The sequence below is a fragment of the Shimazuella alba genome (assembly GCF_009831235.1).
In the GTDB taxonomy this organism is placed as follows: domain Bacteria; phylum Bacillota; class Bacilli; order Thermoactinomycetales; family Thermoactinomycetaceae; genus Shimazuella; species Shimazuella alba.
Window position 1 is genome coordinate 89,523 of record NZ_WUUL01000006.1, and the last position, 12,223, is coordinate 101,745.

Sequence of the window (12,223 nt, forward strand, 5' to 3'; positions counted from 1 at the left end):
ATGGAATCAATCACATTTTTATTTATCGATGGTAACTATCCACTACTATAGCAAACATAGGGAAAAAGGAGATATATAATCTCCTTTTTTTATTATCTATTTTCGATTGGTACATATTTTTGATTCGTTTTTCCTACATAATCTGCACGTGGACGAATCAAACGATTATCATGGTATTGCTCCAAGATATGTGCTGTCCAACCAGTGATTCGGCTCATAGCAAACAAGGGTGTAAATAAATCCTCTGAAAGGTCAAGGTAATGGTAAACCGTCGCAGAATAAAAATCTACATTTGGTTTCAACCCTTTATTCGTAACCACTAATTGCTCCACTGTTTCAGAAATATCATACCATTTCGTATCTCCGTGTTGTTCACCTAACTTTTTCGACATCACACGTAAATGTTTTGCTCGAGGATCTCCGTCTTTATAGACGCGATGGCCAAATCCCATAATTTTAACTTTATTATTCAATTTATCTAAGATATAAGGTTCTGTATTTTCAGCAGTACCTATCTCACGTAACATCACCATTACTTGTTCATTTGCACCACCATGAAGCGGACCTTTGAGCGCACCAATAGCAGCTGTTACTGAAGAATACATATCTGCCAAAGTTGCCGCTGTTACACGAGCTGCAAAAGTAGAAGCATTCAATTCATGGTCAGCCTGCAGGATTAAAACTTTATCTAGAGCTTGCACAGCAACTTCGGATTGTTCTTTTCCAGTTAACATATATAAAAAGTTTGCCACTAATCCTAGATCGGTACGGGGTGCGATTGGCTCTAATCCATCACGTATACGAGCAATAGCAGCAATAATGGTTGGTATTTTTGCAGTTAAACGTATTGCTTTTCGTTGATTTGCTTCAGCAGTATTTACTTCTGCTTCTTCATCATACATGCATAATGCTGAAACCGCGGTTCGAAGCGTGGTCATTGGATGTGCATCTTTAGGGAATAAGCGGATTTGATTGATTAATTGATCGGAGATTTGTGCATTTTCTTGAAGTGCTTTCCTATGTTCAGCTAATTCCTCTCGGTTAGGAAGATGATTGTACCAAAGAAGAAATGCTACTTCATCAAAAGTAGAGTTCTCCGCTAAATCATCAATATTATAACCTCGATAAGTTAATACTCCATCGATAATGGAGCAAATTTCTGAGGAGAGAGCTGTAATACCTTCCAAGCCTTTAACTACCATGTGTTATCGCTCCTTATCCATCGTAACAAAATGAGAGGCACCTTGAAATTTCAGGTAAAGTAAACGGTTTCATACCAGAGTCATTGTAAAACCATTTCGATTATCAAAACACTTTCATATTATATCCGAGAAAAGAGATTAAATCTACTTGATAAATCGAATTTAGTGCCCAAAACTAGTGTACCACATAATTACCAAATTTCCCATCCTAAGGTCTTTGTAAGATGCATCCATTCAGAGCATCTAATGGTATAATATCCCTTGTAAGGAGGTGAGCAGTTTACGTGAACAAACAGCATATAATAGGAATTACATTTCGAAGCGTTCTAGTAATCTCTATCACGATTATCGTTTATTATCTACTACAGTTTTCCATTCCTCTTCTCTACCCTTTTCTCATCGGATGGGTAATTGCAATGTTGATGGAACCTATCATCCTTTTATTAGAAAGAAAATGTAAGATACCAAGGCTTCTAGGTTCCTTTCTCGTCTTATTTTTGTTGTTATCTTTGTTACTTACATTGGTCATCTTTTTAATCGCTGGAATTGTAGTAGAATTAACCAATCTTGCCCAAAAATTGCCTTCATTCTTTAATGACTTGGGACAATTGCTATTTGAAAAATTTGTCCAGCAGAATACATTTATAAACCACATCTTAGATACGATCCAAATGTATTTACAAAAAAATCCAACGCAACAAGCTAGCATCCAAGCCACTATCCAAGAAAATATTTCTGCGCTCACCAAACAAGGAACCATGCTCATCACAGATATTATTAGTGGTATCGGAACTTTTTTAGGAAATCTTCCTTATTTGATAACTGTTATGGTATTTATCACTCTCGCTACATTTTTTATCAGCTTAAAATGGCCACGTATCAATGCTCGTCTAGAAAAAATTATACCTGATCATATTCGTACAGTTGGAGGAACCGTTTTTCATGATTTAAAAAAAGCATTAGTTGGTTTTATCGGAGCACAATTGACACTTATTACTATTTCAGCAGTTATTATGTACATAGGACTTCTTATCTTACAAGTTCCTTATGCTATTTCAATTGCTATTATTATTGGGATAGTTGATCTTTTACCGTATTTAGGAGTAGGTGCTGTACTTGTCCCATGGATTATTTACCTATTTTTTATCGGCAATATCCATCTAGCTATCGGGCTTAGTATTGTCTATTTGATAATTCTTATCACAAGGCAATCTATCGAACCAAAGTTGGTCGCCACAAGTATCGGACTCGATCCATTAGTGACCTTGATCGCTCTTTTTATTGGATTAAATCTGCTCGGTGTACTTGGTTTTATCGTCGGACCAACTGTAGCTGTTATTATTATCGCTCTACACAAAGCTCGTATTTTCCAAGATATTTGGAGATACATTATAAATGATAAAAAACAGCGAACTTAGCGAAAGCGTTTCATCGCACGATCCCGAAGCCAAACAAAGACCATTTGTTGAATGAATCGACGAGTAAAGGGGATCAATAGCAAAACAGCAATGATATCACTTATAAATCCCGGAAAGACTAACAGCACAGCACCCAATGATAGCAGCACACCCTTTAAAATCGTATGCCCAGGGGGTTGTCCAGCAGACCATTGCTGCTGTGCTGTTTTAAATGTTTGATAACCAAATTTTCGAATAAGCAGTAGCCCAATGACCCCACACAATACAATCAGCAAAATGGTCAAGAGAGGTCCAATCAGACTTCCTACCCAAATAATACCAACGAGTTCTACCAGAAAGACGACCACCATAACTTGCAAAATTTTTCTAAAAAGCAACTTAGACATCCCTTTCCATCACTGACGCTTTTTCTTTTTGCTCACTCTGTATTGGTTGATTGTAATTTTAATAATTGATTGTATAATTCAGGACATTTTTCACTCAATCGAATTCTTTTCATTTCTCTCGAAACCCAAATATGTTTGGTATGACCTGTTGCCAATAATTTTTGATCTGCTTTCCTTTTGATGCAATAATGAAAAACAATTTTGCTTGGTCCAATCTCCTCAATTTCTGTCTCCACCACAACAACATCATCATATTTAGCTGAATCGCGATACTGCGCACCAACATCTACTACCGGTAACAAAATCCCCTTTGCTTCTAATATTGGATAAGAAAATCCTAACTTTCGAATCAAATTTGTTCTTCCTACTTCAAACCACACCAAATAGTTAGCATGGTAAACAACTCCCATTTGATCTGTCTCTTGATAACGAACTCTTATTTCTGTACTCAAAACCATTCCTCCATCAACTCTTATTCCTCCTGTCAGTATAACAAAAAAATAAGTATCATATTTCACCAACTCCAATCACATAATAAGGACAAGGAATGCACAACAAACTGTCGGAATATGTTAGAATGAGAAGGTTGGTTTTTTTGATACGGCTATTCGAAAAGTGCCTATAGATAAGCTTCATTTACTTGCTTTTATAACATGAATAGCCTTAATGTGACTAAAAATCTATGAAGAAGAAAGGAGCCTAACCATGCTACGTCGCAAAACAAAACGCAGAAATCGCCTTCGTTGGTGGATCTTCCCACAACTAGGTTTGATGTAAAATAAGAAACACCATCTCTATATTCGTTTAAGAGATGGTGTTAATTTATATTGATTCACGACTGCAAGCATTGCATGGTTGCAGTCGCTTAAATCAGCTTCTAAACTGACTTAGGAAATCTCAGCCGAACGTGATGATCCTGGGCATTACCAGTACGAAACGTATAGCGTTCAGTACCTTGCCATCTTTGGAGAGTAGCTCACACTTTACTTCTCTAGAATTGATCACCTGATACGTAACATTTGCTACTGGAACTGACGTCTCACCAGAGTAATCATCAGCAGTAAACCTTTTTCCACAATCGAATTTGTAGGTGTGGACAACTAGGTAGCGAAAATTTCCTTTTTGTGCCTTTTCTGATGGAAATTCTCCACCAGCTTCCTTCAATCCACGGAGAAACTCATCCCGCCTGCTACTCATCCTTAGATCCTATCGTTCGTCGGGAAATGTAAACACCTATATTCTGCCTTTAAATCAGAAAATTATCTACATTACATTTGCTTTTCCAGAATAGATCTGACCTGTATTTGTATCCACTGTAACCACTTTTTCCAATCGAAGGGTATCCACTGCGCCTCTTACTCCAACTACTACAGGTATCCCAAGACTGACACAAACAACTGCAGCGTGAGAAGTAAGACCACCTTCTTCCGTAATAATAACGGATGCGCGTTGAATCAGATCGATTATTTCTTTATCTGTTCCACATGTGACCAATGCTGCTCCATCCACCATTTTCTCCCGCAACTCTTGAGCCGAAGTGCCGACTACAACAGGTGCTGTAACCACTTGTTTTCCGATTCCTTTTCCTTGTAGGAGAACTCCACCTACCACATACACTTTCATCAAGTTAGTAGTACCAGATTGACCAACTGGAACTCCAGCGGTAATGAGAATCAAATCACCCTGAGAAACAAAAGAGGAAGAAATCGCTGAATGAATGGAACTTTGAAACATTTCATCTGTTGTTTCACATTCTTCCCCAAAAACCGGAAATACTCCCCAAATCAAGTTTAATTTCCGCATAATATCTTCGTTTGGTGTCACCGCTAAAACAGGAATATTCGGTCGATACTTAGCAATCATTCTTGCCGTATAGCCTCGTTCTGTTGCAGTTACAATGGCAGATGCTTTTAAATTTTTACTTGTGTGTACAACTGCTTGGCTGATTGATTCAGTGATCGTATGCCCAGTTTCTAAGCTCATCTTATCTAACCAAAGAGCATGGTTAAAAAACGCTTCTGTCCGTTCTGCGATTTTGGCCATTGTCATTACAGACTCAACAGGATACTTACCCGCGGCTGTCTCACCAGACAGCATGATAGCATCTGTACCATCTAAAATTGCATTTGCTACGTCACTTGTCTCGGCACGGGTTGGACGTGGGTTTCGCTGCATGGAATCCAACATTTGGGTAGCTGTAATAACTGGTTTGCCCATAAGATTACATTTACGAATTGTATCTTTTTGTACTTGAGGCACTTCTTCAACGGGAATTTCCACCCCAAGATCCCCACGAGCTACCATCAAACCATCTGCTACTTTTAAAATTTCATCAACGTTTTCAACGCCTTCTTGATTTTCGATCTTAGCAATAATCGGGATATAAACATTATGTTCTTCTAAGATTTTACGAATATCAATAATATCTTCTGCTTTTCGAATAAAAGACGCGGCGATAAAATCAACATTTTGTTCAATACCAAAGCGAATATCTTCAGCATCTTTTTCCGTAATACCAGGAAGATTTACTCTTATTCCCGGTACGTTTACCCCTTTTTTACTCTTCAGCGTGCCACTGCTCTGGATCGTACAATGGACTTCTGGACCTTCCACATCATTGACTTCAAGTCCGATTAAACCATCATCAATCAAAACCGTTGACCCCGGATGTACATCATTTGGAAAATCAGAATAGCTGATCGATATTCGATTTGCGTCACCCAAAACGGACTCAGTTGTCAAAGTAACCTGATTTCCAGCTACTAATTCTACCTCGGGAACGCTTAGATCACCCGTTCTTATCTCAGGGCCTTTTGTATCCAATAAAATGGCTACTACTTTTCCTTCTTCTTTCGCAGCTTGACGAATAGTACGAATTCTAGCAGCATGTTCTTCGTGACTCCCGTGTGAAAAATTTAAACGAGCTACATTCATACCTTCTCGAATAAGAGACCGCATAGTCTCTAAATCTTCACTAGCTGGTCCAATCGTGCACACAATCTTTGTTTTCCGCATAATTTCCTCCCATTTGTTTCTAAACAAGCTTTTTAAATGGATAATTGTTCGGTCAGGGGGTAGAGAGTAAGATCTGGTGTATGTTTTTCTGTAAAGGCGACAGTAAACGGAACTCCTATAGGTTTACCATTACGAACCGCTACCATTTGATTGCTCGCACCTTCAAGTATTAGTTCTACTGCCTTTACACCCATTCTGCTCGCAAGTACACGATCAAAAGCAGTCGGAGAACCACCTCGTTGAACGTGCCCTAAAATAGTAACCCTTGTTTCCAGACCGCTCTCTTCTTCAATTACTTTGGCAACTTCTACTCCATTGCCAACCCCTTCTGCAATAAGAATAATACTATGTTTTTTGCCACGTTCAACCCCTCGGTTTAGACGAGAGATAATCTCTGCCAAGTGGAATGGCTCTTCTGGTATCAAAATAGACTCTGCTCCACCAGCTACACCAGCCCATAAAGCTATGTCTCCCGCATTTCTTCCCATCACTTCCACTACATATGTACGTTCGTGTGATGTGGCAGTATCTCTAATCTTATCGATACAATCAATTACAGTATTGATAGCTGTATCAAAACCAATGGTAAATTCCGTTCCAGGGATATCATTATCGATCGTGCCAGGGATCCCTATTGTTTTTATCCCTTTTGCAGCTAGTTTCGTAGCCCCACAGAAGGTTCCATCTCCACCGATAACGATAAGTCCATCAATTTCAAATTTCTGTAGCTGAGCTAATGCTTTGGCTTGTCCTTCCTCTGTCCGAAATTCATCTGATCTAGCAGTATATAGTATAGTACCACCACGATGAATAATATCTCCAACTGAACCTAACGGCAAAGGAATGATATCACCTTGGATAAGTCCAGTATAGCCTCGTTTCACCCCGAATACTTCCATACCAGCAAAAATAGCAGCACGGACTACTGCTCGTATTGCAGCATTCATACCTGGTGCATCTCCACCACTTGTTAACACAGCGATCCGTTTCATGCTTTTCACTCCTAATTCCGAAAGATAATTATTTCATATTATTATTGTAATTTTACATCTTAAATATCCTTTCGTCGAGAACCGAACAAACAACTCCCAATATAACAAAAGATAAAACGGATCAAAAAAGATCCGCAGTAGTTACTCCAATGATATATTTTTAAGGCCCTCTCGAAATCACTAATACAAATAATATGACAAGACTATCTTGTAATAGTAAAGAGAAAACAAACCATCGAAAATCGGCCTTCTGTATCAAACAAAGTAGTTCGTATACCATAGCTACTTAATTTAGATATTATATCAGAAAATTTGTAACTACATCTAAAAAATGTTCATTTTCTTCTATACGGACATGCCATGAATTCAAAAAAATATTCACTTTGATATAAAGAGATTTTTTCTTACATGTACTTTCCATTGATTACTACAAGTACCTGCTTCTATTTTATGTAATTTAAGCGGGAAATCAAACTCTTTCATCACTCGATTTGCGACCACTTGATACACTCAGATATCTTTAGAGTACTTTTTACTCCACTATTCTCTACCACACTTCCCGCTTGTTCCATGTCAGGAAAGAATGTACCAGAATCACGTTTCCAGATAATGAGCTTGTCTAAAAACTTTGCAGACAAATGGTTCGCACTCCACTCTCATATATAATCATAAAATGACTTTTCTCTTTTTAAACCAATGCAGCGTGATAATAAAATTATGTTTCTGATACCTTATCGTTTAGTTAATATTTATTATTATTAATATTATTTTCTACTTAATAGACCTCTAACCTGTAAAACATTAATATTCTTCTGTACAATACAACTGGAAAATATTATTATTTTTAATTATATTATAATATTTATTTAGATCTGCTATAAATGAGATACAGTTTATTTTTAACAGTAAAACATATGGAAGGGGTGCCCAGTTGGAACGCAATGAATTACTTTATATAGGGATGGAACTCGCCAAGTATTTTGTCTATTATTGCGAAGGCGAAAATTATGTTAGCATGATCGATCAATTCCGATGGGCAAAAACCCGGATTACCCTTATAGAAGCAATAATTAATTTGCTCCAGCATAGTGAACCAGATCAACAGTTAGTAGAAACGAAACTCACCGATGAAGATTGGAAGCGCTTAACTACCTTTATTCAAAGGGCTGACATCCATGATGTAAGAATATTACACACAGCCATGATTCGCTATGTTTCAGCTTTTGAATTGGAGAAAATACAGAAAACAGAAGAATATCTGACAGAACTATTGATCCATTTTGATGAAGAATAGACTTTATATCTCTACTAAGAGGTTATTAAAGTGATGCCCCTATCCAATACAAAATTTCGTAACAAGTAGGGGCTTTTAAGTATGTCTATCCCTTTACGAATGAGCTAAGAACACACTACAACCCATCACCTGCGCCCTTGAATGATTATGATTAGCGAATATCCCGCACTGGTTGTAATGAACCAATTCACAATATCCTTCTTAGACTCCTTCTCAAGAGTTTTTGGCAGATACATCCTTCATTTGAGATCCTAGATAGGTTTTTTACTCTTCAACTTCACACTCTCATCAAAAGAAGCATGTATAAAGGGGATAAAAAATAATTGAGAATGAATATCATTATCGTGTTATAATAATCACAGCCGTCTCACCTAAGGGGCAAAAATGACGCATTTCGCACCACACCGGTGGATTCTAGGACCTATGCAAGAAGGGAAAGCAATTGGTCGATTTGGATTTCTGACCTATTTTGGTCATGGTGTCTACGACTCCATGCTCGTCCTATTTCTTCTCGAACAAGGATGGAGCAAGGCGGAGATCGCACTGCTTATTCCTATCAGTGCACTGACAGGCATTGTGATTGGACCAGCGTGGTCTATGCTGGCCGACGCGGTAAACAAACATAAGCTAATTCTGACCATTTCTATGATTGGAACGGCCACATGCATTCTGGTTCAATCTTTTTCGCCACCACATGCACTTTTCTGGACAGCAACGGTACTTATGTACATCTTTGCTGCTTCTGTAAGTCCTATCACAACAGGACTTACAGCGAGTTATTCAGCTCGTACGGGAGGTAATTATGGAAAACTGAAATCCTATGGTCCGATTGGCTATGGAATCGGTGCCTTGCTCATCGGTGTTGTTAGCCAGTTCACAGGACTAATCATCATCTGCTACACCTTTGCTCTGATCCTTATCGGATGTGTCTTTGTGCTACGCTGGTTCCCTACCGAAGCCAAGCGAGACGATCCTGTTTGGACAAAACTGACTGTACATACTCTGTTCAATCGAAAGACGATCGGATTTTGGATCACAGTGCTTCTAGTCACTGGTCCACTCCAGTCTTTCCTTTCGATCTTTGGACTGCTGTATACATCTGCAGGGGGGAACGCAGCAGATATCGGATATGCAACCATGTTCGGATACTTTATCGAATGGATCACACTTCGATACAGGCAGCAGCTATTCAAAAAGTTCAACCAGAATATGATCACTTGCAGTGTCGTACTGGTTCTTGGAGTTAGCTGGTTTGCGATCTACCTTTTCCAGAGCACAGTGACATTCTGGTTCGCCTTTGCGGGACATGGTGTAGGCATCGCACTCCTCATCTCTACATTCGATCTACAGATGAGTAAGATCGGCGGGGAGAAGTTGACCAGCTCCAGCATCGGAGTACTCTACTCGATGATCTCTGTTGCCATGTTCGCTTGTACTGCTCTTTCCAGCTTTGCTATTAAGCTGACAGGGGATGACTACATCACTGCTCTGCTGTTCGGAATTATCACGATAGGTGGACTGTTTGCAATGGTTCGAATGTACGTAAAGACTAAAACAAATACTTCGGAGAAATCACCCACTCTCGAACCCGAGCTGCCAATGCAGACAAAAAGAACTGTAAATAAGCCTGCACTGCTGGTTGGCGCGGTGGTGATGGTCGGTTTGCTCGTGATCGTTAAAACAAAAAATACGCTAAGATGATCTCATAAATGAATATTGTAGTATGAGGTAACCTTTATCTCATACAAAATCACCCTTTGGCTTTCGCCAAAGGGTGAAAAGATTTATTTTATATATTATTAGTCAATCTTGATGAAAATCTCGTGTTATCTGTAATTACTATCTCGTTATGCTACATGATTTTGATTGCTTGTGCACAAACACCGCAAGCCCATCTAAAAGCAACCATTCCAACATAATCCCAATTCAGTTGCCAATTCCAAATTTACTTTTGTTTTATTGGAAATGTTATATACTTAGTGACCTATGTTCAAAATACGATCAGTCCATCCTTGATAAAAATCTGCTTCGTGCGAGACAAGGATCAAACTCCCAGAGAAGGCAATCAACGCTTGTTGAAGAGCTTCTTTTGCATCTATATCCAGATGGTTTGTTGGTTCATCCAAAATAAGAAAGTTTGTAGGTGATAAGAGCAATAAACATAGCCTTACTTTCGCTTGCTCTCCACCACTAAGGGATCGAATCGCTTGTGTAACATGCTCATCTTTCACTCCACATCTGGCTAAGTGAGAAAAAATTTCTTTCTTCGTTAGCTTCGGATAAGCATCTGATATTACTTGCATCGGAGTCATACGCCCATCTTCCCATTTTAAATCTTGTTCATAGTAACCTACCTTTACTTGCTCCGAAAAACGAAATTTTCCCGAAATAGCTGGTATGGAACGAACCAATGTTTTAAGTAGAGTTGATTTTCCTATCCCATTAAATCCAGTGATGATAAGTTTTTCCCCAGCCGCAACTGATAGATTGATTTTAGGTAAGAGGGGTGTACCATAACCAACTTCTAAGTCATGAACCGCTAGAGTTGTCTGAGCTTGTAATGGTATCTCACGGAACTCAAAGGTTGGCTTTTGAATCGTTGTAGGGGCAGCAATGCGCTCCATCCGATCCAATTGTTTTCTACGACCTTTGGCTATTTTGGAGTTGTTACCTGCAATGTTTTTGCGAATATAAGCTTCTGTCTTTTCGATATGTCTTTGTTGGGTTCGATACTGACGAATGTAATCTTCTTTTAAATGTTCTTTCTGGCGAATGAAATCAGAGAAAGTGCCATGATATTTTTTGATCATTCCAAGCTCGATATTACAAATACAAGTAGTGATCTTTTCTAAAAATCTATCATCATGTGAAACAACAATAAATGCCCCTTTAAATGTTGTCAAATAACTTGCAAGCCACTCTACGTGTTCTTTATCCAAAAAATTAGTAGGTTCATCTAACAATAGAACATTGGGTTGCTCCAACAATAATTTGGCTAAAATTACTTTTGCACGCTGTCCACCGCTTAACGTTTGAATCTTACGATCCATACCAATTGCTTCGATTCCCAAGCCAGAAGCAATTTTTTGTATATTACTATCTATTTGATAGAAATCATTTGCTTCTAGTTGTTTTGCAGTTCCACTGCTTTCATCAGTAAATCATTATCTGCATTTGCCGCACTCTCTTCGTAAAGGTAATTCATTCTTTGTTCCATTTCCATCAAATTTGCAAACGCTGTTTGAAGATATTCATTTATCGTGTATTGCCCATCAACCTGAGCATATTGATCCAAATGACCTATTTGTGCATTGGATTGCCAAACAATTTCTCCTTTATCGGGAATAACCTCTCCTGTTAGTATTTTGATCAGAGTGCTTTTTCCTGCTCCATTTTGCCCTACTACTCCCATGTGTTCTCCTTTGTATAATTCAAAAGAAGCTTGATCATATAATTTTTTCTCTGCAAATGAATGAGATAAATTTTCGACTTTTAGCAAACTCATTTTGTTTTCATCCTCTTTTTTAAAAGTAAAAAGGCAGAGAGTAGTGTCGTTTGACACCTGCCCTCTGCTTTGTGCTTCCTTCACAAATAGCTCCACATACAAAGGACCGAAGACAAAGCGTTGCCTTTGGTCCTTTTATCTATCTTCATCGGAAAAATAGTCACCTTTAAATAAGCATAGCATGCCTACGCTTGTTTCAACTATTCAGCCGATGAATAAGGAACGTCAAACTGTTCCTTGATTAGGCTCCATACAATGCTTCATCGTATACATTTGTATGGAGCTAAGTTTTCTAATGAGTTTTCCCAATTTTATATACATCATTTTTATGCACCTTTCCTTCATTCAGATTTTAATCCAAATCAGCAGGAAGAGCAAGTTTCTAATATATCAATGAAGATCAATCGTTAT

Annotated in this window: 10 protein-coding genes and 1 pseudogene; 3 read left to right on the forward strand and 8 right to left on the reverse strand. The window is 38.4% G+C overall.

The features are described from left to right. Window positions 1-92: 92 nt before the first annotated feature. Entirely contained in the window at window positions 93-1,202 is a 1,110-nt protein-coding gene (locus GSM42_RS10385) for a citrate synthase (protein ID WP_160801473.1), read from the reverse strand. A gap of 284 nt (window positions 1,203-1,486) precedes the next feature. Here GSM42_RS10385 and ytvI point away from each other — a divergent pair, with 284 nt between their 5' ends. Then, a complete protein-coding gene (gene ytvI / locus GSM42_RS10390) occupies window positions 1,487-2,620 on the forward strand; it encodes a sporulation integral membrane protein YtvI (RefSeq protein WP_160801474.1) in 1,134 nt (377 codons plus the stop codon). Here ytvI and GSM42_RS10395 read toward each other — a convergent pair. The 6 genes from GSM42_RS10395 to GSM42_RS10420 form a co-directional block, all read right to left on the reverse strand. Continuing rightward, window positions 2,617-2,997 carry an FxsA family protein gene (locus GSM42_RS10395; RefSeq protein ID WP_160801475.1) on the reverse strand — a complete coding sequence of 127 codons (381 nt, stop codon included), beginning with the start codon at window positions 2,995-2,997 and terminating at the stop codon, window positions 2,617-2,619. The two genes, ytvI and GSM42_RS10395, sit on opposite strands and share 4 nt — an antisense overlap. Window positions 2,998-3,038: 41 nt before the next feature. Beyond that, a complete protein-coding gene (locus tag GSM42_RS10400; RefSeq protein ID WP_160801476.1) occupies window positions 3,039-3,464 on the reverse strand; it encodes an acyl-CoA thioesterase in 426 nt (141 codons plus the stop codon). A 439-nt stretch (window positions 3,465-3,903) separates the two neighbouring features. Beyond that, window positions 3,904-4,203 carry a hypothetical protein gene (locus GSM42_RS10405; protein ID WP_160801477.1) on the reverse strand — a complete coding sequence of 100 codons (300 nt, stop codon included), beginning with the start codon at window positions 4,201-4,203 and terminating at the stop codon, window positions 3,904-3,906. Between the two features lie 66 nt (window positions 4,204-4,269). Further along, window positions 4,270-6,021 carry a pyruvate kinase gene (gene pyk / locus GSM42_RS10410; protein ID WP_160801478.1) on the reverse strand — a complete coding sequence of 584 codons (1,752 nt, stop codon included), beginning with the start codon at window positions 6,019-6,021 and terminating at the stop codon, window positions 4,270-4,272. Window positions 6,022-6,053: 32 nt separating this feature from the next. Then, window positions 6,054-7,013, reverse strand: coding sequence for a 6-phosphofructokinase (gene pfkA / locus GSM42_RS10415; RefSeq protein ID WP_160801479.1), 960 nt, complete (start codon window positions 7,011-7,013; stop codon window positions 6,054-6,056). 482 nt (window positions 7,014-7,495) lie between these two features. Further along, entirely contained in the window at window positions 7,496-7,651 is a 156-nt protein-coding gene (locus GSM42_RS10420) for a hypothetical protein (RefSeq protein WP_160801480.1), read from the reverse strand. Window positions 7,652-7,944: 293 nt separating this feature from the next. Here GSM42_RS10420 and GSM42_RS10425 point away from each other — a divergent pair, with 293 nt between their 5' ends. After that, window positions 7,945-8,307 carry a hypothetical protein gene (locus GSM42_RS10425; protein ID WP_160801481.1) on the forward strand — a complete coding sequence of 121 codons (363 nt, stop codon included), beginning with the start codon at window positions 7,945-7,947 and terminating at the stop codon, window positions 8,305-8,307. A 384-nt stretch (window positions 8,308-8,691) separates the two neighbouring features. After that, a complete protein-coding gene (locus GSM42_RS10430; RefSeq protein WP_160801482.1) occupies window positions 8,692-10,008 on the forward strand; it encodes an MFS transporter in 1,317 nt (438 codons plus the stop codon). Between the two features lie 275 nt (window positions 10,009-10,283). On the opposite strand, the pseudogene GSM42_RS10435 reads toward GSM42_RS10430, so the two are convergent. Continuing rightward, window positions 10,284-11,812 (reverse strand): annotated as a pseudogene (locus GSM42_RS10435) (ABC-F family ATP-binding cassette domain-containing protein). Between the last annotated feature and the right edge of the window lie 411 nt (window positions 11,813-12,223).